The 21,369-nt window shown below is 69.7% G+C and carries 19 protein-coding genes; 2 read left to right on the top strand and 17 right to left on the bottom strand.

Translation table 11 applies throughout. The features are described from left to right. Positions 1–79: 79 nt before the first annotated feature. The 4 genes from C9F13_RS15210 to C9F13_RS15225 form a co-directional block, all read right to left on the bottom strand. On the bottom strand, positions 80–1,132 hold the full coding sequence (locus C9F13_RS15210) for a TRAP transporter substrate-binding protein (protein WP_108447106.1): 1,053 nt from the start codon (positions 1,130–1,132) through the stop codon (positions 80–82). 120 nt (positions 1,133–1,252) lie between these two features. Further along, positions 1,253–2,575, bottom strand: coding sequence for a TRAP transporter large permease (locus C9F13_RS15215; RefSeq protein WP_108447107.1), 1,323 nt, complete (start codon positions 2,573–2,575; stop codon positions 1,253–1,255). Next, positions 2,575–3,171, bottom strand: coding sequence for a TRAP transporter small permease subunit (locus C9F13_RS15220; protein WP_108447108.1), 597 nt, complete (start codon positions 3,169–3,171; stop codon positions 2,575–2,577). The genes C9F13_RS15215 and C9F13_RS15220 overlap by 1 nt, the downstream gene beginning before the upstream one ends. Then, positions 3,164–3,961 carry an N-formylglutamate amidohydrolase gene (locus tag C9F13_RS15225; protein ID WP_108447109.1) on the bottom strand — a complete coding sequence of 266 codons (798 nt, stop codon included), beginning with the start codon at positions 3,959–3,961 and terminating at the stop codon, positions 3,164–3,166. The genes C9F13_RS15220 and C9F13_RS15225 overlap by 8 nt, the downstream gene beginning before the upstream one ends. Positions 3,962–4,109: 148 nt before the next feature. On the opposite strand from C9F13_RS15225, the gene C9F13_RS15230 reads away from it, so the two are divergent. Further along, positions 4,110–4,988, top strand: a complete 879-nt coding sequence (locus C9F13_RS15230) for a MurR/RpiR family transcriptional regulator (RefSeq protein ID WP_108447110.1) — start codon at positions 4,110–4,112, stop codon at positions 4,986–4,988. Between the two features lie 39 nt (positions 4,989–5,027). On the opposite strand, the gene C9F13_RS15235 is transcribed toward C9F13_RS15230, so the two are convergent. The 13 genes from C9F13_RS15235 to hemA all read right to left on the bottom strand — a co-directional run bounded on the left by C9F13_RS15235 (position 5,028) and on the right by hemA (position 19,291). After that, positions 5,028–6,320 carry an NAD(P)/FAD-dependent oxidoreductase gene (locus C9F13_RS15235; protein WP_108447111.1) on the bottom strand — a complete coding sequence of 431 codons (1,293 nt, stop codon included), beginning with the start codon at positions 6,318–6,320 and terminating at the stop codon, positions 5,028–5,030. A gap of 149 nt (positions 6,321–6,469) precedes the next feature. Beyond that, positions 6,470–7,546 (bottom strand): ABC transporter substrate-binding protein, encoded by a 1,077-nt coding sequence (locus C9F13_RS15240; RefSeq protein ID WP_108447112.1) that lies wholly within the window; start codon positions 7,544–7,546, stop codon positions 6,470–6,472. Between the two features lie 73 nt (positions 7,547–7,619). Next, positions 7,620–8,987: a glutamine synthetase family protein gene (locus C9F13_RS15245; RefSeq protein WP_108447113.1), complete on the bottom strand. Its 1,368-nt coding sequence runs from the start codon at positions 8,985–8,987 to the stop codon at positions 7,620–7,622. Positions 8,988–9,043: 56 nt separating this feature from the next. Continuing rightward, positions 9,044–10,108, bottom strand: coding sequence for an ABC transporter substrate-binding protein (locus C9F13_RS15250; RefSeq protein ID WP_108447114.1), 1,065 nt, complete (start codon positions 10,106–10,108; stop codon positions 9,044–9,046). A gap of 38 nt (positions 10,109–10,146) precedes the next feature. After that, positions 10,147–10,944 carry an ABC transporter permease gene (locus C9F13_RS15255; protein ID WP_108447115.1) on the bottom strand — a complete coding sequence of 266 codons (798 nt, stop codon included), beginning with the start codon at positions 10,942–10,944 and terminating at the stop codon, positions 10,147–10,149. Continuing rightward, the gene (locus C9F13_RS15260) at positions 10,941–11,864 is read right to left on the bottom strand and encodes an ABC transporter permease (protein WP_108447116.1); all 924 of its coding nucleotides are present in this window, start codon (positions 11,862–11,864) and stop codon (positions 10,941–10,943) included. Before C9F13_RS15260 ends, C9F13_RS15255 begins: the two co-directional genes overlap by 4 nt. Before the next feature lie 10 nt (positions 11,865–11,874). Then, entirely contained in the window at positions 11,875–13,002 is a 1,128-nt protein-coding gene (locus tag C9F13_RS15265) for an ABC transporter ATP-binding protein (protein WP_108447117.1), read from the bottom strand. Positions 13,003–13,032: 30 nt separating this feature from the next. Further along, a complete protein-coding gene (locus tag C9F13_RS15270) occupies positions 13,033–14,325 on the bottom strand; it encodes an NAD(P)/FAD-dependent oxidoreductase (protein WP_108447118.1) in 1,293 nt (430 codons plus the stop codon). A 319-nt stretch (positions 14,326–14,644) separates the two neighbouring features. Next, entirely contained in the window at positions 14,645–15,394 is a 750-nt protein-coding gene (locus C9F13_RS15275; RefSeq protein WP_108447119.1) for a HesA/MoeB/ThiF family protein, read from the bottom strand. 8 nt (positions 15,395–15,402) lie between these two features. Continuing rightward, a complete protein-coding gene (locus tag C9F13_RS15280; RefSeq protein ID WP_089845959.1) occupies positions 15,403–15,903 on the bottom strand; it encodes an Lrp/AsnC ligand binding domain-containing protein in 501 nt (166 codons plus the stop codon). 149 nt (positions 15,904–16,052) lie between these two features. Continuing rightward, on the bottom strand, positions 16,053–16,922 hold the full coding sequence (gene prmC / locus C9F13_RS15285; RefSeq protein WP_108447120.1) for a peptide chain release factor N(5)-glutamine methyltransferase: 870 nt from the start codon (positions 16,920–16,922) through the stop codon (positions 16,053–16,055). Then, entirely contained in the window at positions 16,919–18,013 is a 1,095-nt protein-coding gene (gene prfA, locus C9F13_RS15290) for a peptide chain release factor 1 (protein WP_108447121.1), read from the bottom strand. The genes prmC and prfA overlap by 4 nt, the downstream gene beginning before the upstream one ends. Before the next feature lie 9 nt (positions 18,014–18,022). Continuing rightward, the gene (gene hemA / locus C9F13_RS15295; protein WP_108447122.1) at positions 18,023–19,291 is read right to left on the bottom strand and encodes a glutamyl-tRNA reductase; all 1,269 of its coding nucleotides are present in this window, start codon (positions 19,289–19,291) and stop codon (positions 18,023–18,025) included. 202 nt (positions 19,292–19,493) lie between these two features. On the opposite strand from hemA, the gene C9F13_RS15300 reads away from it, so the two are divergent. Further along, on the top strand, positions 19,494–21,290 hold the full coding sequence (locus C9F13_RS15300; RefSeq protein ID WP_108447123.1) for a tetratricopeptide repeat protein: 1,797 nt from the start codon (positions 19,494–19,496) through the stop codon (positions 21,288–21,290). Positions 21,291–21,369 lie beyond the last annotated feature (79 nt).

A 21,369-nucleotide genomic window follows, 5' to 3' on the forward strand; every position in this document is an offset into this window, starting at 1 on the left:
CCTCACTCGGTCGCAATGACGGGGCATGGGGCCCCTACTCCGGCGCCGTGCCCCGGCGGGTGCCGGGGCACGGGGCGACTCAGGCCTCGCCGTAGCGGTAGGGGCGGCCGGCCTTGCGCATGTCGGCGTTGTACTGCTTGAAGATCTCGACCACCCGCGCCTTGGTCTCGGACTGGGCGGCGATCTCGTCCCAGAACACCTGGGCGGCCTCCTCCACCCGGTCCCACTCGGCATCGGGGATGGTGGTCAGCTCGAGCTTCTCGCCGTGCACGCGCAGCCGCGCCTCGCCGCCCCAGTACCAGTGCTGGCGGTAGTAGTGGGACTGCTCGCAGCACACCTCGAAGAGCAGTTTGAGATCCTCCGGGAGCTCGTTCCAGCGCTCCATGTTGACGAAGAAGTGGCCGATCCAGGCGCCCGAGATGTTGTTGGTGAGGAAGTAGTTGGTGACGTCGGCCCAGCCCACCGTGTAGTCCTCGGTGATGCCCGACCAGGCGATGCCGTCGAGCTCGCCGGTCTGCACGGCCACCTCGATGTCCTCCCAGGGCAGGGTCACCGGCACCACGCCGAACTGCGACAGGAAGCGCCCCGCGGTGGGGAAGGTGAAGATGCGCTTGCCCTCCAGGTCCTGGAGGCTTCGGATCGGCTCCTTGGTGACGAAGTGGCAGGGATCCCAGGCCCCGGCGCTGACGTGCTTGACCCCGACCCTGGCGTACTCCTCCTCCCAGATCTCCTTGAGCCCGTACTGGTGAAAGAGCACCGGCACGTCGAGGCTGTAGCGCGAGCCGAAGGGGAAGTAGCCGCCGAAGACGGTGACCTCGGTGGGCGAGGCCATGGAGTCGTCGTCGGACTGAACGGCATCGATGGTGCCGCGCTGCATCGCCCGGAAGAGCTCGCCGGTGGGCACCAGCTGATCGGCATAGTAGAGCTCGATCTGCATGCGGTCCCCGGCGATGCGGTTGAACAGGTCGATGGCCGGCTTGGCGACGTGTTCGGCCAGGGCCGCGCCGGCGTAGGTCTGCATGCGCCACTTGATGGTGGGCTCGGACGACGACTGGGCCATGACCCGGGAGGCCAGCGGCGCGATGGCGGCACCGGCCGCGGCGTTGATCAGAAACTTGCGTCTTGTTGTCATTGTGTCGCTCTCCTGGTGGTGATACCGGATGGTGCGTGGTGGCGGCCCCTGGCGAGGCTCTCGTTGTTGTGGCTGGCGTCGGTGTCGGCGGCCGTCGACGGCCCGGCCCCCTTCCCCATATCAGTGCCCATAAATGTAGCCCGGAAGCCAGAGCGCGATCTGCGGAAAGAGCATCACCAGGCTCAGGGCGAGGGTCATCACCAGCACGAAGGGCAGGATCGACCGGTAGATGTCGCGCAGCCCAATCTGGGGCGGCGCCATGGCGCGCATCAGGAAGAGGTTGTAACCGAACGGCGGCGTCATGTAGGCGATCTGGGTGGTGATGGTGTAGAGCACGCCGTACCAGATCAGGTCGAAGCCCAGCGCCTCGACCAGCGGCACGTAGAGCGGCGCCACGATCACCAGCATGGCGGTGTCGTCGAGGAAGGTGCCCATGACGATGAAGCTGAGCTGCATCAGGATCAGGATCATCCAGGGCGAGAGCCCCAGGCGCTCGGTGAACAGGTCCTCGATCGCCTTGACCGCGCCCAGGCCGTCGAAGATGGCGCCGAAGGCGAGCGCCGCCAGGATGATCCACATGAACATGCAGGAGATGGCCAGGGTCTGGCGCACCGAGACCTCGAACACCCGGCGCGTCATGCGCCCCTTGAGGGTGGCGGCCAGCAGCGCGGTGGTCGCGCCGACGGCCGAGCTCTCGACCAGCGAGGTCCAGCCCTTGACGAAGGGGACCATCATCACCGCGAAGATCATCAGCGGCAGCAGCCCCGCCCGCAGCAGGCGCAGCTTCTCGGCCCAGGAGACGTCGCGCTCCTCGACGGGCAGCACGGGCCCCAGGGAGGGCTGCAGGCGACAGCGCACGTAGATGTAGATGATGAAGAGCGTCGCCATCATCAGCCCCGGCAGCACGCCGGCCAGCCACAGCTGCCCCACCGGCTGGCGGGCGATCATGGCGTAGAGCACCAGCACCACCGAGGGCGGCACCAGGATCCCGAGGCTCGACCCCGCCTGGATGACGCCGGTGACCATGATCTTGTCGTAGCCGCGACGCAGCAGCTCGGGCAGGGCGATGGTGGCGCCGATCGCCATGCCGGCCACCGACAGCCCGTTCATCGCCGAGATCAGCACCATCAGCCCGATCGTGCCGATGGCCAAGCCCCCTCGCACCGGCCCCATCCAGACGTGGAACATCCGGTAGAGGTCGTCAGCGATGCGGCTCTCCGAGAGCACGTAGCCCATGAAGATGAACATCGGCAGGGTCAGCAGCGGGTACCACTTCATCAGCTTCATCGCCGAGGAGAAGGGGATGTCGACCCCGCCGGTGCCCCACAGCAGCACCCCCGCCAGGGCGCCGACGAAGCCGATCGCGCCGAACACGCGCTGACCGGTGAACAGCATCAGCATCATCGAGCCGAACATCACGATGGCGATCATCTCGTAAGGCATCAGTCGATCACCCCGCGCAGGCGGCCGATATCCCGGAAGAACTCGGCGAGGGCTTGAAGGATCATCAGGAAGACCCCGAGGCAGAGGATGGTCTTGATCGGCCACAGCCAGGGCCGCCAGGCCGTCGGGCTGCGCTCCAGGAAGCCCAGCGCCTCCCCCGCCGCCGACGGCCCCTGGGTGAAGAAGGTGCCGACGAGGTCGAGGAAGAATCGGAAGGGTTCATCCCCGAAGTAGCCGAGGGAATAGGCCGTGGACACCAGCCCGCCGTAGAGCAGCACGCCGAGGTAGAAGATCAAGAAGCAGACCGTGATGGCGTCGACCCAGGCCTTGGTCCGCGGGCTCCAGTCGCCGTAGAAGAGGTCCATGCGCACGTTGGAGCCCAGCTGGATCGAGTAGGGCCCGCCCAGCACGAAGTAGGCCACCATGACGAACTGCGCGGTCTCCAGGGTCCACATCGAGGGGGTCAGGAACGCCTTGGAGGCCGAGGACCAGAGCAGCACGCCGATCAGCACGAAGATCAGGTACATCGCCATGCGGCCGATGGCGCGGTTCATGGCGTCGATGGCAGTGATGTAGCCGAGGATGAGCTTAGGCATCGGACACATCCTCCCCGAGGCGGAACTCGGTGCCGAGGCTCGCCAGCGCCGGCGCGATCAGCCGATAGAGCTCCCCGGCGAGAGCCCGCTGCGCCTCGGCGGTGGCCAGCAGGTCGTTGCGCACCTCGATCATCACGTTGGCCAGGCCCTGGCCGATGCCGTGCAGCTTGAGGGAGTGGGTGACGCCGTCCTCGGGCCCGTAGGGATCGTTGCGACGAATGCACCGCCGGGGCAGACGGTGGGCCTCGGCCAGCATCGCATCGGCCAGGCGCCGATCGGCATCGTGGAGGATGCCGATCTCGACCTCGCGGCGCTCTCCGTGAAAGCTCGGCGTGAAGCTGTGGATGGTGATCAGCACGCTTGGGAGGGCGCGCGCCCGGCGCTCGGCCAGCACCTCCGTCACGGCCGCGCAGAACGGGCGGTAGACCGCCTCGACCCGGGCTTCGCGCTGCGCCGCGTCGAGGCCGCGATTGCCCGGCACGTCGATCACCTCGACCCGCGCCGGCATGGCGCTTTCCGCTTCGGGGGGCCGGTTGCAGTCGTAGACCAGCCGCGAGATGCGACTCGCGATCAGGGGGGCATCGAGCCGCTCGGAAAGCGACAGGGCCACCCCCCGGGCACCGGGGTCCCAGGCGGCGTGGCTGCGCCGGTGCGCCGGGTCGAGGCCGAGCCCCCGATAGCGGGCGGGAATGTGGTGCGAGGCGTGCTCGCACAGGATGACCACGGGGCCGTGACCGTGCCGGTGACGGATCTCGACGCTTGGGGACGACGCATCGCTTGCGCTTGACATCTGGGCTCCTCCACGCTCCTGTAAAGATATAGACGCGTGAAAGTCAGTGTGTCAATATTTCTTCAGAGCCCGTGTCAACGCTGCTTCGCCACGCGCCGCGGCGCCTGGGAACGGCGACCACGCGGGGCATACCGGGAAGGAAAACGCCGTGACGACCCTCGACTCCGGCGCCACCGTGCGCGCCCTGATCCGCCAGCACTACCCGGACCTGACGCCGTCGGAGCGCAAGTTCGCCGACGCCCTGCTCGACAACTATCCCGCGGCGGGGCTGGCCTCGATCACCATCGTGGCGAGCAACGCCGGGGTCTCCTCCCCCACCGTGGCCCGCATGGTCAAGAAGCTGGGGTTCAAGGGCTATCCGGAGTTTCACAAGGCGCTGCTGGGCGAGCTGGAAGCGAAGGGTGTCGGGCCCACCCAGCGGCGCGACAACTGGTCCGCCGAGGCGCCGGAGACCCACCTGCTGAACCGCTTCACCCAGGCGGTCACCACCAACCTGCAGCTGACCTTCTCGCACATCGAGACGGCGCGCTTCGATGGGGCGGCCCGCCAGCTGGCCGAGGCCGAGCGGCGCCTCTACATCGTCGGCGGACGCATCACCCAGGCGCTGGGCGACTATGCCTTCACACACTTTCAGGCGGTGCGCCCCGGGGTCACCCAGCTGACCTCCTCCTCGGGCACCTGGCCGCACTACGTGCTCGACATGCAGCCGGGGGACACCCTGCTGATCTTCGACATACGGCGCTACGAGACCAACCTGCTGCGCCTGGCGGAGATGGTGAAGCAGCGCGGCGTGGCCATCGTGCTGTTCACCGACCAGTGGGGCTCGCCGATCTCGTCGCTGGCCGACTTCACCTTCCACTGCTGGGTCGAGATTCCCTCGGGCTGGGACTCCAACGTCTCGATCATGATGCTGCTGGAGACCATGATCGCCGCCGTTCAGGAGCAGCGCTGGCCCGAGGCGCGGGAGCGCTACGAGCGCCTGGATGAACTGTTCGACATGACCCACTTCTTCCGCAAGTTCAGCTGAGCGCCTCACGTCGAGCGAGGCGCTCGGGCGGGCCCCGCCTCAGACCCCCAGGCGGTCGCGCACCTGGTAGTACCAGGCGCCGACGGCAGAGAGCGGCACCCGCAGCATCCGCCCGCCGGGGAACGGCAGGTGCGGCAGGCCGGCGAAGGCGTCGAAGCGCGCCTCGCGACCGGTCATCGCCTCGGCGATCAGGCGCCCGGCCAGGTGGGTGCAGGTCACGCCGTGGCCGGAGTAGCCCTGGGCGTAGTAGACGTTGTCGTTGAGCACCCCGAACTGCGGCAGCCGGTTGAGCGTCATCAGGAAGGTGCCGCTCCAGGCGTAGTCGACCCGCACGTCCGCGAGGCCCGGGAAGGTCTTCTCCATCTTGGGCCGGATCACCGCCTCGATGTCGGCCGGGTCCTGGCCGCCGTAGTTGACGCCGCCGCCGTAGATCAGGCGGTTATCGGCGGTCAGCCGGAAGTAGTCGAGCAGGTAGTTGCAGTCCTCCACCGCCAGGTTGTTGGGCAGCAGTGCCCGGGCCCGGTCCTCGCCCAGCGGCTCGGTGGTGATGATCTGGGTGCCGCAGGGCATCGACTTGCCCTCCAGCGCCGGCATGATGCCCTGGTGGTAGGCGTTGCCGGCCATCACCACCCGCTCGGCCCGCACGCATCCTTGAGGCGTGGAGAGACGCACCGGCTGGCCGTGCTCGACGGCCGTCACCGGGGTGTGCTCGTAGATCACGCCGCCCAGGGACTCCACCGCGGCGGCCTGGCCCAGCACCAGGTTGAGCGGATGCAGGTGGCCGCCGGAGTGGTCGACCAGCGCGCCCACGTAGCGATCGGAGGTCACCTCGCGCTTGACCGCCTCCCCCTCCAGCAGCTCGAGCTCACGGTGGCCGTAGCGCTCCCAGAGCGCCTTGTGATCGCGAAGCCCCTTGAACTGCTTCTGGTTGCAGGCGGCGAAGAGGTTGCCGTCGCGCAGGTCGCAGTCGATGCCGTAGCGGGCGATGCGCTCGCGAATGATGCGATTGCCCTCGAAGGCCATGTCGCCCAGCGCCCGGGCGGTCTCGTCGCCGTACTTCGCCTCGATCACGTCCATGTCGCGGCTGTAGCTGTTGACGATCTGGCCGCCGTTGCGCCCGGAGGCGCCGAAGCCGACTCTCGCCGCCTCCAGCACCACCACCCGGTGGCCCTGCTCGGCGAGGTGCAGGGCCGCGGAGATGCCGGTGAAGCCGGCGCCCACCACGCACACGTCGCACGCGATCTCGCCCTCGAGGGACGGGCGCGCCGGGGCGGGGTTGGCCGAGGCGGCGTACCAGGATGCCACGTGCTCGGTAGCGGGTGAGTCGCTCATGAAAGCCTCCAGAGTGGATATTTTATTCAACCATTTTCCCCATGATACGAGGGCTTTCACCGGAAAGGCAACTACCATGGTATCAAATAATCAACACACAAAAACGCCGGGGGAAGCCCCCGGCGTGCTCGGCAACGGCCCCGCGGGCCTCAGCGACTGCGCGCCTCGCTCCACAGCTCCTGGAGCAGCTGCAGCTCCTCGCCGCTCACCGAGGGCGTGAAGCGCAGGCGCGCCCGGTCGGCCTCGTCGGGCATCACCGGCGGCTGGCGCAACGCCGCGTCCACCATCGGCAGCGCGGCCGCGTTGGGCGTGGTGTAGAAGTTGTAGTTGGCGAGCTGCGCGGCCACCTCGGGGCGCAGCAGGTACTCGATGAAGGCCCGGGCGGCCTCGGGGTTGGGCGCACGGGCGGGGATCGCCAGCACGTCGACCCAGCGCTGGGAGCCCTCCTCGGGGATGAAGAAGCCCAGCGAGCCGTAGGTCGCGGGGTCCTCGGCGCGCTTGGCGGCAAGGTCGCCGTTGTAGGCGATGCCGGCCCGGATCACGCCGCTGGCGACCTGCTCGATGGCCGCCGTGGCGCCGACGAAGCCCACGAAGTTGTCACGCTCGCGGGTCTCGATGACCAGCCTCGCCGCCTCCACCCAGGGCGCCTGGCCCACGCAGTCGAACCCGGCGCCCTGGAAGGCGCAGGCGGTGCCGAAGGTGAACTGGGCATCGCCTTGGAGCAGCGCGAAGGGGTAGTCGGCGTTGACCGTCGGGTCATAGAGCAGGCCCCAGCTGGGGTCGGGGTCCGGCCAGGTCTCGGTGTCGTAGACGATGCCGGTCGCGCCCCACAGGTAGGGCACGGTGTAGTCGCCGCCGGGATCGAAGCTCGGCGCGCGAAACTCCTCGAGGATATGGTCGTGGCCGGCCAGGGTCTCGCCGGGTGGGGTCAGCGGCTGGATCAGGCCGGCCTCGATCAGGCGCGGGACGAAGTAGTCGGAGGGCACGATCAGGTCGTACTGGGCGTCGCCTCCCGCGGTCAGCTTGGCGAAGAGCTCGGCGTTGGCATTGTAGTAGTTCTGCACCACCTCGAGCCCCGTCTCCGCCTCGAAGGCCTCGATGATCGCGGGGTCCATGTAGCTGGACCAGTTGAACAGCCTGAGCTTGCCCTCGTCGGCCGCCGCGGCGGCACTCACTGTCAGCAGGCCCAGGCCGGCAAGCGCCACGGCGTATCTGGGTATCGGCATCGTCACTCTCCCTGATGATCTTCCCGGCGCGCCGGGCGGCGCGCCCTCTCGGCCCCGGCCGGGCCGCCCTTGCCTAGACGCGCAGCAGCAGGTGCTCGCGCTCCCAGGAGCTGATGACCTGGAAGTAGGCGCGGTGCTCGGCGCGCTTGACCGCCAGGTAGCTGTTGACGAAGCGCTCGCCGAGGATGTCGGCCAGCGGCTTGCAGTCGTGGAGCAGGTCCAGCGCCGGGCCGATGTCGTCGGGCAGCTTGTTGCCGCCGGACCAGGCGGAGCCGACCATCGGCGGGCGCGGCTCGAGCCGGCCCAGCATGCCGAGGTAACCGCAGGCCAGCGAGGCCGCCATCACCAGGTAGGGATTGGCGTCGGCCCCGGCCAGGCGGTTCTCCACCCGGGTCGCCTCGGGGGAGGAGACCGGCACGCGCAGCCCCACGGTGCGGTTGTCCATGCCCCACTCGACGTTGATCGGCGCCGAGCCACTGGTCTCGGTGCGCATCAGCCGGCGGTAGGAGTTGACGTTGGGCGCCAGCAGCGGCATCACCGAGGGCAGGTAGCGCTGCTGCCCGCCGATGAAGGCGTGGAAGAGGCGGCTGGGCTGGCCCTCCTCGTCGGCGAAGACGTTGTGCCCCTCCTTGCTGTCGAGCAGGCTCTGGTGGATATGCATGGAGCTTCCGGGCTCTCCCGCCATGGGCTTGGCCATGAAGGTAGCGTACATGCCGTGACGCAGCGCCGTCTCGCGCAGGGTGCGCTTGAACATCACCACCTGGTCGGCCAGGGCGAGCGGATCGCCGTGCTGGAAGTTGACCTCCATCTGGCCGGCGCCCTCCTCGTGGATCAGGGTATCCAGGTCCAGGTTCATGGCGTCGCAGTAGTCGTACATCTCCTCGAAGAGCGGATCGAACTCGTTGACCGCGTCGATGGAGAACGACTGGCGGCTGCTCTCCTGGCGTCCGGTGCGGCCGATCGGCGGCTCCAGGGGATAGTCGGAGTCGGTGTTGGTCTTGACCAGGTAGAACTCGACCTCCGGGGCCACCACCGGCGTCCAGCCGCGGGCGGCGTAGAGGTCCAGCACGCGCTTGAGCACGTAGCGCGGCGCCAGCTCCACCGGCTCGCCGGTCAGGTAGAAGCAGTCGTGGATGATCTGCGCGGTGGGGTCCTCGGCCCAGGGCACCGGGTAGATGGCACTCGGGTCGGGCACCAGCTCCATATCGCGCTCGGCGGGGTTCCAGAAGCGGATGTCCTCGTCGTCGGGATAGCCGCCGGTGACCGTCTGGATGAAGATCGAGTCGGGCAGCCGTGGGCGGCCGCCCTTGAGGTACTTGGCGGCGGGCATGATCTTGCCCTTCAGGATGCCCGTCAGGTCGGAGACCAGGCACTCGACCTCGGTGATGCCGTGGTTCTGGAACCAGTCGTTGAGGAGCGGCTGCTCCTGTCGGTTACTCATGGGATCTTCCTTGCTCGGGATGGCGAGCCCCCGGCCCGTTGCCGGGGGCCCTTCGCTCAGCGCGACTGGACCTCGGACCACAGCTGCTGGAAGGTCTGCAGGGCCTCACCCTCGAGGCTCGGGGTGAAGCGCAGTCGCTCCATGTCGGCCTCGCTCGGCTGGACGGGGGGCTTGGTCAGCACCTCGTCGAGGTAGGGCGTGGCGGCGGCATTGGGGCTGGCGTAGTAGTTGTAGTTGGAGAGCTGGGCGCCGATCTCGGCCTCGAGGATGAAGTCGATGAACTTGTGCGCCATGTCCGGATTGGGCGCCTCAGAGGGGATCAGCATCGAGTCGACCCACATCTCGGCGCCCTCGTCGGGAATCATGAAGTCGAGGGTGGCGAAGGAGTCGGGGTCCTCCTCCTTGAAGAACAGGTAGTCGCCGTTGTAGGAGAGCCCCACGTGGGTCACGCCGCGGGCCAGCTGCTGCAGCGCGGGGGTGCCGTCGGTGAAGCCGCTGAAGGTCTCGCGGCCCTTGGTCTCGATGAGCAGCCGGGCGGCCTCCTTCCAGGCGTTCATGTCGGTGCAGTCGTAGCCATGGCCCAGGTAGGCGCAGGCGCCGCCCATGCTGACCTGGCCGTCGCCCATCAGCGCGAAGGGGTGGTCGGGATTCACCTCGGGGTCGAACATCAGCGACCAGCTCTTGGGCGCCTCGGGGAAGGTCTCGGTGTTGTAGACGATCCCGGTGGTGCCCCACTGGTAGGGGGCCGTGTACTCGGCGCCGGGGTCGAAGGCCGGGTCCTGGAACTGCTCCATGACGTTGTCGAGATTCTCAAGCTTCGACTTGTCGAGCTTCTGCACCAGGCCGGTCTGGATCAACCGCGGCACGTAGTAGTTGGAGGGCACGATGATGTCGTACTGGGAGACCCCGCCGGCGTTGAGCTTGGCGAACATCTCGGGCAGCGAGTTGAAGTAGTTCTGCACCACCTCGACATCGTAGCGCGCCTCGAAGGCCTCGATGATCTCGGGGTCCATGTACTCGGTCCAGTTGAACAGGTAGAGCTTGTTCTCCTGGGCCTGGGCGCTGCCGGCGAGCAGCAGGCCGCCCAGGGTCAGCGCCAGGATCTTCTTGTTGTTGGTCATGTCGACTCTCCTCGTTTCCCGCGGGAAGGTGTGCCGGCTCAGGCGGGCCGGCGACGGCTGAACAGTAGGCTCATGATGGCAGCGATGGCCACCGCACCGATCATCAGCGTGGCGATGGCGTTGATCTCGGGGGATACCCCCTTCTTGATGGCGCCCCAGATGTAGATCGGCAGGGTCGCGCTCTCGGGGCCGGCGGTGAAGAAGCTGATCACGAAGTCATCCACCGACAGCGTAAAGGAGAGGAAGAACGCCGAGATCAACGCAGGCTTGATGGTCGGCAGCATGAAGTGGACGACCCGCTTCACCGGCGAGGCATAGAGGTCCTTGGCGGCCTCGAAGAGCGTCGGGTCGAGCCCCACGAAGCGCGAATATACGATCAGCGCGACGAACGGGATCTGGAAGGTCACGTGCGCGATGATCATGGTGCCCAGTCCCGGCTGCAGCAGCCCGGTCAGGCGATGGATCTGCACGAAGAAGGCCATCTCCGAGATGCCGAAGACGATGTCCGGCAGCACGATGGGCAGGTAGATCAGCACGATCAGCCAGCCGAGCTTGCGGTGGCGATGGCGGTACATGCCGTAGCCGATCAGACAGCCGATCCCGAGCGCGATCACCGAGGAGCTGATCGCCAGCACCAGGCTGTTGGCGAAGGCCGAGAGGATCTCCTCGTTGCCCATCAGCTGGTGGTACCAGCGCAGCGAGACGCCGGTGAAGCTGGCCGCACTGTTGGCGGCGTTGAAGGAGAACAGCACCACCACCGCCAGCGGCAGGTAGAGAAACGCCAGGGTGGCCCACCAGAAGGCGGTCAGGCCGCGATGCAGGGTCCGCTTTCTCATATCACTACCTCCTCGCCGCCACCCAGGCGCTTGCCGATGCGACGCATGGCGAACAGCCCGATGAAGGTGGCGATCAGCATCAGGATCGCGCCGGCCGCGCCGAGCGGCCAGTTGGCGCCGCCGGCGAACTGCGTGGCCACCAGGTTACCGAGCATCATGCCCTTGCCCCCGCCCAGCAGCTCGGGGATCACGTACATGCCGAAGGCGGGGATCGCCACCAGCACGATGCCGGCCAGAAGTCCCGGCAGGGTCTGGGGGAAGACCGCATGCCAGAAGGCGCGCACCGGCGAGGCGAAGAGGTCCTGGGCGGCCTCCACCTGGGCGGTATCGAGCTTCTCGAAGGCGGCGTAGAGCGGCAGCACCATGAAGGGCAGGAAGTTGTAGACCAGGCCCAGGGTGACCGCGAAGCTCGAGGGGTAGAGCCCCATGTTGGGGGCGATCAGGCCCAGGCTCTCGGCGAGGCCGGAGAGCGGCGTGCCGGGGGCCAGCAGGTTCATCCAGCCGAAGGTGCGGATCACCTGGTTGGTCCAGCTCGGCACCACCACCAGCAGCAGCATGATCGGCCGCCACTTCTCGCGGCAGGTGGTGATGTAGTAGGCGATCGGATAGGCCACCAGCACCACCAGGCCCGTGGAGACGGCGGTCTGCCACAGCGAGCGCAGCAGGGTATAGAGGTTGCCCGGGCTCCAGCCCAAAAAGCCGAAGCCCGCCAGGCGCTCGAACGACTCCAGCGACAGCGGCATCTGCGGCAGGCCGTAGGGGCCGTTGGTCATGAAGGCCACGCCCATCAGGTAGGCGCCGGGCAGCACCAGGAAGATCACGATCCAGACCGCCCCGGGGGCCACGGTAAACAGCAGGTGGCGCGCCTCGCGCACCATGGCGCGGCTGCGGGCGGACGGCATTACACCGGTATAGGCCATGCTCGTCTCCTCATTCGCTCAGGGTGACCAGGTCGTCCGGCGCCACCGTGACGGTGACCCGGTCGCCCACCTCGGGCAGATGCCGGCCGCGGTTGTTGAGGGTCGCCTGCAGGGTGGTGTCGCCGATCTCCAGCCGATACTCGGCGTGGCTGCCGCGGTAGAGCCGCTCGGCGACCACGGCGGGCAGGTGGTTGTCGCCCGCCACCTCGCCGGGCAGCAGGTCGAGGGTCTCGGGGCGGATCAGCAGGAGATCGCCCTCCCCCGCCTCCTCGGCGGCGAGTTCGCCGAGCGCGGTGGTGAGCCGGCCGCCCTGCCGGGCGGTGACCGGGTAGAGGTTGTCGTGGCCCATGAAGCGCGCCACGAAGGCGTTGACCGGGCGCTCGTAGACCTCCCGGGGCGGCCCGACCTGCTGGATCACGCCGCCGTTGAGCACGGCGATGCGATCCGACATCACCATCGCCTCCTGCTGGTCGTGGGTGACGAAGACGAAGGTCATGCCGAGGCGCTTCTGGACGCGCAACAGCTCCACCTGCAGCTGGCTCCTGAGCCCCGCGTCGAGCGCCGAGAGCGGCTCGTCGAGCAGCAGCACGTCGGGCTCGCAGACCAGGGCGCGGGCCAGGGCGATGCGCTGGCGCTGACCGCCGGAGAGCTGGTCCACCCGCCGGTCGACGAGATCGCCGAGCTTGATGAAGTCGGCGATCTCGTCGACCTTGGCATTGCGCGCCGCGGCGGCCATGCCGCGCATCTTCAGCCCGAAGGCCAGGTTCTCGCGCACCGAGAGGTGCGGGAAGAGCGCGTAGGACTGGAAGACGGTATTGACGCTGCGCCGGTGAGGCGGCACCTCAGTGATGTCCCGGCCGCCGATCGCCAGGCGGCCGTCGTCGGCCTCCTCGAGGCCGGCAAGGATGCGCAGCAGGGTGGTCTTGCCGCAGCCCGAGGGGCCGAGCAGGGTGAAGAACTCGCCGGCCTCGATGGTCAGGTCGACGCCGTCCAGCGCCACGGTGGTGCGCCCGAAGCGCTTGTGCAGGCCCTGCATCTCGATGGCCGACGCCTGGCGCGCCGCCTCGCCCTCGGCCGTCGCCCCTGACGGGCGGGGATGGGAGGCGGCGACGGCGTCCGCCGTGATGGTCTCGTTCATGGGGTGCCCTCTCGGTTCTCGTTGGCCCGGTTACAGCCGGTCCCGCAGTTGATAGTAGTGGGTGGCCAGCACCAGCAGCGGCTTGCGCAGCAGGCGGCCACCGGGAAAGCGGCGATGGGGCATGGCCGCGAAGACGTCGAAGCGCTCGCGCTGCCCGGCGATGGCATCGGCCAGCAGCTGGCCGGCGAGCCCCGCCAGCGCCATGCCGTGGCCGGAGTAGCCCTGGGCGTAGTAGACGTTGCGGCCCAGCCGGCCGAAGTCCGGCGCCCGGTCCAGGGTGATCGCCACGTCGCCGCCCCAGCGATACTCGATGGGCACGCCCTCGAGCACCGGGAAGATACGCGCGATCTTGTCGTCCATGCGCGCCTCGAGGTTGCGTGGCTCGCGGCCGTCGTAGCTGACCTCGCCACCGAAGATCAGGCGGCGATCGGCGGAGAGCCGGTAGTAGTCGAGCACGAAGTTGGCGTCCGACAGGGCGTCGTTCTTCGGCAGCACCTGGGCCGCCTGGGCCTCGCTGAGCGGCGCGGTGGCGATCATGTAGTTGGCGGCGCGCATGATGCGCCCGGAGAGCTCCGGCACCAGGCCCGCCTGGTAGGCGTTGGTGCCGAGCACCACGCTGTCGGCGACCACCCGCCCCTGGGCGGTGATCACCGTGGCCGGCTCGCCGCGGCGAAGCTCGACGACGGCGCTGTGCTCGTGGATGGACACGCCGGCACGGCGCGCCGCCCGGGCCAGGCCCAGGGTGTAGTTGAGGGGATGGAGGTGGCCGCCCTCGGCATCGAAGAGCGCCGCCGGGTAGGCGTCGCTCACCACGTGCTGCCGCAGGGCGTTGCCCTCGAGCAGGGTGAGGGCCGAGTAGTCGTAGTCGCGGGCCATGCGCTCGCCGAAGGCCTCGAGCTCGCGCACGTGACGTGGCTTCACCGCGGCGTGCAGGTAGCCCCAGGCGAGCTCGCAGGGAATGTCGTGTCGCTCGATCAGGGAGGCCGTGAGGCGCACCGCCTCGCGGCTCATCTCCCAGATCTCCCGGGCACGGGCCCGGCCCAGCGCCTTCTCGACGGTAGCGATGTCGGTGCCGAGGCCCGGCAGGATCTGGCCGCCGCTGCGCCCCGAGGCGCCGTGACCGATCTCGCCGGCCTCGAGCAGCACCACCGAGTAGCCCCGCTCGGCCAGGTGCAGGGCCGCCGAGCAGCCGGTGATGCCGCCGCCGATCACGCAGACATCCGCGCGTTGCTCGCCCTCGAGCGGCGGGCAGTCGCCGAGTTCGACGGCGATGGAGGCGCGATACCAGGACGCCGGATGCTCCGGCCGAGGCGGGATCGTCATACGAGAACCTGTCTGTTGTGCGCGGTGCGCTGATTATTGTTGGTGGGGACGAGCAGGTGAGCTCGACCCGGCAGGCTCAGTGTGGCACCAGCACCACGATGGCTGTCAAGTATTTGGCACCTTGAAAGCGAGGATATTTAACGCAAGACCAACGGGTCGACTCGCAATAAAAATGCAAGAAGCTGTTTTTAAAGGGTATATAGGCAGGATTAGGCGCGGGAGTCGCGGAGGGAAGGCGCGAGGCAGCGCGCGCGTGACGTCAAGTAATCACCATCACTCGGACCCTATCGCCCGCGGCGAGGACCACGGGCGGCGGCGCTCAGCGCCCGGCGCAGACCGGGCAGGCGGGATCGCGCGGCACCCCGAAGTGGCGCCACTGGCCGGTGAGGCCGTCGAAGGTGGAGAGGCCGCGATGGGGGGTGCCGGCACCGCTGACGAGCTTGATCGCCTCCAGCGCCTGGAAGCTGCCGATCAGCCCCACCAGCGGGGCGATCACGCCGTTCTCGGCGCAGCGCAGCTCCTCGTCGCCCTCCTCCCCCGGCGGGTAGAGGCAGGCGTAGCAGGGGCCGTCCGGGTCGCGCGGGTCGAAGACGGCGAGCTGGCCGGAGAAGCGGATCGCCGCCCCCGACACCAGCGGCACGCCGGCCGCCCGGCAGGCGGCGTTGATGGCGTAGCGGCTGGAAAAGCGGTCGGTGCAGTCGAGCACCACGTCCGCCTCGCCGGCCTCCCGGGCGAGGGCCTCGCCCTCCAGGTGGTCGTCGATCGCCCGGACCGTGCAGCCGGGATTGAGCGCGAGCGCCGCCTCGCGGGCCGACTCGGCCTTGTTGCGCCCGATGTCCGCGGTGGCGTGGGCGATCTGGCGCTGCAGGTTGGAGAGCTCCACGTCGTCGGCGTCGGCCAGGGTCAGCCGGCCGAGGCCCGCGGCTGCCAGGTAGAGGGCCACCGGCGAGCCCAGCCCCCCGGCACCGATCACCAGGGCGTGACCGGCCAGCAGGCGCTCCTGGCCGTGGATGTCGACCTGTTCGAGCATGATCTGCCGGCTGTAGCGCAGCAGGGACTGATCATCCATGGCGGGGGTCACTTTTCCTCGAACTCCTCGATATCGGGCACGTGGAGGCTGAAGCTCTCCTTGACCTCCTCCATCACCACGTAGCTCTTGGACTCCTTCACTCCGGGCAGGGTCAGCACCACGTCGCCGAGCAGCTGGCGGTAGGCGGACATCTCCGGAATCCGGCACTTGAGGATGTAGTCGAACTGCCCGGAGACCAGATGGCACTCCTGGATCTGCGGCAGCTTGGCCACGGCGCGGCGAAACTCGTCGAACACCGCCGGCGACTGGGTCTCCAGGCTGATCTCGACGAACACCAGCAGGTTGGCCTTGAGGGCGCGCGGGTCGAGCAGCGCCTTGTAGCCGCGGATGATGCCGGCGCGCTCGAGGCGCTTGACGCGCTCCAGGCAGGGCGTGGTGGAGAGCCCGACCTGGGAGGCCAGGTCGACGTAGGAGATGCGGGCGTTGTCCTGGAGGCAGCGCAGGATCTTGAGGTCGATGCGGTCGAGCGAGCGGGTCTTGGCTTTCATTGTCGTTGGGATGCCGATCTGGAGGAGCTTTCACGCCGTCGCGACAGTACGATCACCTGTAAAACACCCCACCTCGGGGGCCTCGATGGGCGTCACGCATGCAAAGGCGACGAGTCGTGGCGTTTTTTTCTGTTAAGAGATGTACCACATCACGGCCGTTCGCCTCCAGTCCCCCCATCAACTCGCCGCCCCAGGCTGACCCGCGGCTGGCCGCCCAGGTCGACGCGGCTCGCCACCTCGGCGTAGCCCGCGGCCTCGAGCACCGCGCACACCGCCTCGGCCTGCGCGAAGCCGTGCTCGAGCATCAGCCAGCCGCCGGGGCGCAGGTGGCGGCCGGCCTCATGCACCAGGTGGCGCAGGTCGGCGAGGCCGTCGTCGGCCGCCACCAGGGCGCTGCGCGGCTCGAAGCGCACGTCGCCCCGGGCCAGGTGCGGGTCGTCCGCGGCGATGTAGGGCGGGTTGGAGACGATCAGGTCGAAGCGCTCGTTGTCGGTCGCCAGGGCGGCGAACCAGTCGCTCTCGGCGAAGGCGGCGTTGGCGATGCCGAGCCGCTCGGCGTTGCGGCGCGCCAGCGCCACGGCCTCGGGGCGGATATCGACCCCGAGCACCGACCAGCCGGGCCGCTCGCTGGCAAACGCCAGGGCGATGGCGCCGGTGCCGGTGCCCAGATCCAGCAGGCGCCCGTCGGGGCGCGTGGCGCGGGCCAGGGCCGCCTCGACCAGGCACTCGGTATCGGGCCGGGGGATCAGCGTATGCGGCGAGGTGGCAAGCGCCAGCCCCCAGAACTCCCGCTCGCCGGTCAGGTAGGCGATCGGCTGGCCCTGGGCGCGGGCCGCCACCAGCGCCTCGAAGCGCGCCCGCGCGACGGTGGGTGCCTCGCGATCGCCCCAGGTGTAGAGCCAGGTGCGATCCACCCCCAGCGCGTGGCAGAGCAGCACCTCGGCATCCAACCGCGGGCTCGGCGAGCCGGCGGCGGCGAGCCGGGCGGCGGCGCGGGCCAGCAGGTGATCGAGGCTCATCCGGCGTCCTGCTGCAGGGCCGCCAGCTGCTCGGCCTGGTACTCATGGATCAGCGGCTCGACCACGTCGTCGAGCTGCTCGCCGCTGACCACCTCGTTGAGCTTGTAGAGCGTCAGGTTGATGCGGTGATCGGTGACCCGCCCCTGGGGGAAGTTGTAGGTGCGGATGCGCTCGCTGCGATCGCCGGAGCCGACCAGGGAGCGCCGCGCATCGGCCTGCTGCTGGCGCTGGCTGGCCACCGCCGACTGCTTGAGACGCGCCGCCAGCAGCGACATCGCCTTGGCGCGGTTCTTGTGCTGGCTGCGCTCCTCCTGGCACTCCACCACCACGCCGCTGGGCAGGTGGGTGATGCGGATCGCGGAGTCGGTGGTGTTGACGTGCTGGCCGCCGGCGCCGCTGGAGCGGAAAGTATCGACCCGCAGGTCGCCAGGGTCGATGTCGATGTCGCCGACCTCGTCGGCCTCGGGCATCACCGCCACGGTGCAGGCCGAGGTGTGGATGCGGCCCTGGGACTCGGTGGCCGGCACGCGCTGCACCCGGTGGGCGCCGGACTCGAACTTGAGGCGCGCGTAGACGCCCTCGCCCTTGACCCGGGAGATGATCTCCTTGTAGCCGCCCTGCTCGCCGTGGCTGGCACTGACCACCTCGACCTTCCAGCCGTGCTGCTCGGCGTAGCGGGAGTACATGCGGAACAGGTCACCGGCGAACAGCGCCGCCTCGTCGCCGCCGGTGCCGGCGCGGATCTCGAGGAAGACGTTGCGGCGATCGTCGGGGTCCTTGGGCACCAGCAGCTGCTTGAGCCGCACCTCGAGGGCCTCGAGCCGCTCGCGCCCCTCGTCGCGCTCGAGCTCGGCCAGCTCGCGCATCTCGGCGTCGGCATCGCCCAAGAGCTGCTCGGCGGAGGCGATGTCGGCCTCCACGCCGAGATACTCGCCCCAGGCCTCGACCAGGGGTTCGAGCTCGGCGTATTCCCGCGAGTAGTCGCGAAAGCGGGTCTGGTCGCTGATCACCTCGGGCTCGGCCAGCAGGGCGGCAAGCTCCTCGAAGCGCTCGATGAAGGCATCGAGGCGCTGGCGCAGGGTGGCTTTCATCGGCGCATCCTATCGGGAGTGGTCGGTGGATTCATCCAGCAGCAGGGTCGAGGCGGCCTGGAGCAGGTCGTGCTGCTCCTCGGAGGCCGCGTCGCGCATCGCCACGGTGGGGCGATGCAGCAGGCGGTTGGTGAGCTGGTGGGCCAGCCGGCGGATCACCGCCTCGGGGTCCTCGCCGCGGGCCAGGCGCGCCAGCGCCTGCCGCTCGGAGAGCTCGCGAAGGACCTGGCCGCGGGCGCGCACGTCGCGGATCAGCTCGCCGCCGCTGCGGATCCGCCGCTCGTGCTGCCAGTTGCCCACGCCGTGCTCGATCAGCGACTCGGCCTGGTCGGCCGCCACCTGGCGATGGCGGCGATTCTCCTCGATCACCTCCTGCAGGTCATCGACGGTATAGAGGAAGACGTCGGCGAGCTCCCCCACCTCGGGTTCGATGTCCCGGGGCACGGCGATGTCGACCATGAAGACGGGGCGGTGGCGGCGCTTCTTCAGCGCCCGCTCGACCATGCCCTTGCCGAGGATCGGCAGCGGCGCGGCGGTGGAGGAGATCACGATGTCGGCCTCGACCAGGGCGTCGGGGATCGCATCGAGGGTGATCGCCTGGCCGCCCAGCGGACCGGAGACCACCTCGGCCCGCTCGCGGGTGCGGTTGGCCACGGTGAGCTGGCGCACCCCGGCCTCGTGGAGGTGGCGCGCCACCAGCTCGATGGTCTCGCCGGCGCCGATCAGCAGCGCCCGGGAGCGGCTGAAGTCGCCGAAGATGCGGCTGGCCAGGTTGACCGCCGCATAGGCCACCGACACCGGGTTGCGGCCGATGCCGGTCTCGGTGCGCACCTGCTTGGCCACGGCGAAGGTGTTCTGGAACAGGCACTCGAGCTCGCCGCCGAGGCTGCGCGCCTGGCGGGCCGACTGGTAGGCATCCTTCAACTGGCCGAGAATCTGGGGCTCGCCGAGCACCATGGAGTCGAGCCCCACGGCCACGCGCATCAGGTGGCGCGCCGCCTCGTTCTCGCGATAGTGATAGGCGCAGCGGGCGAGGTCCTCGACCTTCAGGCCGTGGAAGCGGCCCAGCCAGTCGAGGATCTCGCCCTCGCCGCCGGATCCGGTAGCGCAGTAGAGTTCGGTGCGGTTGCAGGTGGAGAGCACCGCCGCCTCGTGCACCTCCGGCAGGGCACGCAGCTCGGCCAGCGCCGACTCCAGCTGGGTGGGCGAGAAGGCGACCTGCTCGCGCACCTCGATGCTGGCGGTCCGGTGATTGATTCCCAGGGCAAGAAGCGTCATGCGTTCGGCATCTTCGCGAGTCGTGGTTCCGGCAAGGGCGACATGGTGATATCCGGCGGCGCGGACCGCCCATCCTCGAAGCGCCGCATTCTAGCACAGGCCTGCCGCCGGAGGCGCCCCGACATGCCGTGACGGGGATCACGCTTTGCCCGACGGGGTCGAGCCGTTATGCTGGCGGCTCGGCCTCCAGCACGAGACGCGCATGCCCCGCGGACCCCACCCCCGACTCTCTCGCCACGCGCCCCTGGCTCCCCTGGCGCTGGCCCTCCTGCTCGCCGGCTGCCAGGGGCTGCCGGGGGCCTCGTCGGCCGCCGAACCCGCGCGCGATCCGCTGGCCGGGGCGCCGCCGATCACCCGGGGCCTGGACGCCACGGGCCTCGCCGGCCTGCTCGAGGCGGAGCTGGCCGGCCAGCGCAGCGACTATACCCGTGCCGCGCGGGGCTTCCTCGAGGCCGCCGAGCGCTACGACTCCGTCGCCCTCGCCGAGCGCGCCACCCTGGCCGCCCGCTTCAGCGAGGATCCCGCACTGCTCGAGGAGGCGGCGCAGCGCTGGCAGGGCCTGGCGCCCGGCAGCGACGCCCCGTCGCGGCTGCTGGCGAGCCTCGCCCTGCAGCGCGGCGACTGGGCGGCCGCCCTGGGCCACCGCCTGGATGCGATCGAACAGGCCGCCGGCGACCAGGACGCGAGCCAGGCGCTGCTCGGGCTCGCGGAGGGCGCGCTGGACGCCGGAGCCGAACCGGCCCCGCTGCTCGATCGCCTGCGCACCCACCTGGCGCGCACCCCGGCCTCGGCAGCGAGCCGCGTCGACGCCGAGCTCGCCACCGCCCTGCTGGAGGCCGCCGCGGGACAGCCGGCGGCGGCCGAGGGCCGCCTGGCACGGCTCGCCCGGCAGGCCCCCGAGCGACCGGAGCTGTGGCACCTGCGGGCCCGCCTGGCGCTGGAGGCCGAGGCCCCCGCCGCGGCGCGCGACTACGCCCGCCGCGGCCTTGCGGTGTCGCCCGGCGACCCGCGGCTGATGCTGCTGCTGGCCCGCACCGAGCTCGCGCTGGGCAGCGTCGCGGCCGCCGAGGAGGCCATCGAGGCGCTGCTCGCCGAGCACGGCGACGATCCCGCGCTGCGCCTGGGGCTGGCGCGGCTGTTCCTCGAGCACGATCACCTGGCGCCGGCGCGCCGGCTGCTGCTGCCACTGGCCGGCGACGATGACGCCCCGCCGCTGGCCTTCCTGCTGCTCGGCGCCATCGCCGAGGAGCGCGGCGAGGTCGGCAACGCCCTCCTCTATTACCGCCAGGTGCCGGAGGGCGAGCAGTTCCTGCCGGCGCGAGTGAACGCGGCCAGGATGCTCATGGAGGCCGACCGCCGGCTCGACGCCCGCACCTTCCTGCGCCTGGAGCGCCTGCGCCACGCGCCCTACGAGAGTGAGCTGGTCGCCGTGGAGGTCGAGCTGCTCGACGAGGCGGGCCTGAATGATCAGGCCGACGCCCTGCTCGACAGCGAGCTCGCGCGGCGCCCGGACGACGAGCAGCTGCGCTACCAGCGCGCCATGCGCGCCTTCGCCGAGGGCGACCTGGCGGCCATGGAGGCCGACCTGCGCCACCTCATCGAGCACGACCCGGACAACGCCACCGCCCTCAATGCCCTGGGCTACACCCTCGCCGATGCCGACATCGAGGGGCGCCTGGACGAGGCGCTCGCGCTGATCGAGCGCGCCCACGCCCTCGCGCCGGACAACCCGGCCATCCTCGACAGCCTCGGCTGGGTCCACTATCGCCGCGGCGAGCCCGCCCGCGCCCTGCCCTGGCTCCGGCGCGCCTGGGCGGCGATGCCCGACCAGGAGATCGCCGCCCACCTGATCGAGGTGCTCTGGGCACTGGGCGAGAAGGCGGAGGCCCGCGCCCTGCTCGATGAGGCCCGGGCGCGCTTCGAGACGCGCCCGCTGATCGACGAGCTGCTGCGGCGCCGCCCCGAGCTGCTCGAGACGGGCGCGGCGAGCTCGCCCTGATGACCGCCGCGCGCCTCACGGCGCCAGCCGCCACATAACCTGACGCCACGCCCTCTCACCGAACGCACATCACGGAACG

Source organism: Halomonas denitrificans (genome assembly GCF_003056305.1).
Taxonomy (GTDB): Bacteria; Pseudomonadota; Gammaproteobacteria; order Pseudomonadales; family Halomonadaceae; genus Halomonas; species Halomonas denitrificans.

Bases quoted from the DNA above. Each gene is read 5' to 3' on its own strand.
- C9F13_RS15210 (WP_108447106.1), bottom strand. From the start codon at position 1,132: ATGACAACAAGACGCAAGTTTCTGATCAACGCCGCGGCCGGTGCCGCC.
- C9F13_RS15215 (WP_108447107.1), bottom strand. From the start codon at position 2,575: ATGCCTTACGAGATGATCGCCATCGTGATGTTCGGCTCGATGATGCTG.
- C9F13_RS15220 (WP_108447108.1), bottom strand. From the start codon at position 3,171: ATGCCTAAGCTCATCCTCGGCTACATCACTGCCATCGACGCCATGAAC.
- C9F13_RS15225 (WP_108447109.1), bottom strand. From the start codon at position 3,961: ATGTCAAGCGCAAGCGATGCGTCGTCCCCAAGCGTCGAGATCCGTCAC.
- C9F13_RS15235 (WP_108447111.1), bottom strand. From the start codon at position 6,320: ATGAGCGACTCACCCGCTACCGAGCACGTGGCATCCTGGTACGCCGCC.
- C9F13_RS15240 (WP_108447112.1), bottom strand. From the start codon at position 7,546: ATGCCGATACCCAGATACGCCGTGGCGCTTGCCGGCCTGGGCCTGCTG.
- C9F13_RS15245 (WP_108447113.1), bottom strand. From the start codon at position 8,987: ATGAGTAACCGACAGGAGCAGCCGCTCCTCAACGACTGGTTCCAGAAC.
- C9F13_RS15250 (WP_108447114.1), bottom strand. From the start codon at position 10,108: ATGACCAACAACAAGAAGATCCTGGCGCTGACCCTGGGCGGCCTGCTG.
- C9F13_RS15255 (WP_108447115.1), bottom strand. From the start codon at position 10,944: ATGAGAAAGCGGACCCTGCATCGCGGCCTGACCGCCTTCTGGTGGGCC.
- C9F13_RS15260 (WP_108447116.1), bottom strand. From the start codon at position 11,864: ATGGCCTATACCGGTGTAATGCCGTCCGCCCGCAGCCGCGCCATGGTG.
- C9F13_RS15265 (WP_108447117.1), bottom strand. From the start codon at position 13,002: ATGAACGAGACCATCACGGCGGACGCCGTCGCCGCCTCCCATCCCCGC.
- C9F13_RS15270 (WP_108447118.1), bottom strand. From the start codon at position 14,325: ATGACGATCCCGCCTCGGCCGGAGCATCCGGCGTCCTGGTATCGCGCC.
- C9F13_RS15275 (WP_108447119.1), bottom strand. From the start codon at position 15,394: ATGGATGATCAGTCCCTGCTGCGCTACAGCCGGCAGATCATGCTCGAA.
- C9F13_RS15280 (WP_089845959.1), bottom strand. From the start codon at position 15,903: ATGAAAGCCAAGACCCGCTCGCTCGACCGCATCGACCTCAAGATCCTG.
- prmC (WP_108447120.1), bottom strand. From the start codon at position 16,922: ATGAGCCTCGATCACCTGCTGGCCCGCGCCGCCGCCCGGCTCGCCGCC.
- prfA (WP_108447121.1), bottom strand. From the start codon at position 18,013: ATGAAAGCCACCCTGCGCCAGCGCCTCGATGCCTTCATCGAGCGCTTC.
- hemA (WP_108447122.1), bottom strand. From the start codon at position 19,291: ATGACGCTTCTTGCCCTGGGAATCAATCACCGGACCGCCAGCATCGAG.
- C9F13_RS15300 (WP_108447123.1), top strand. From the start codon at position 19,494: ATGCCCCGCGGACCCCACCCCCGACTCTCTCGCCACGCGCCCCTGGCT.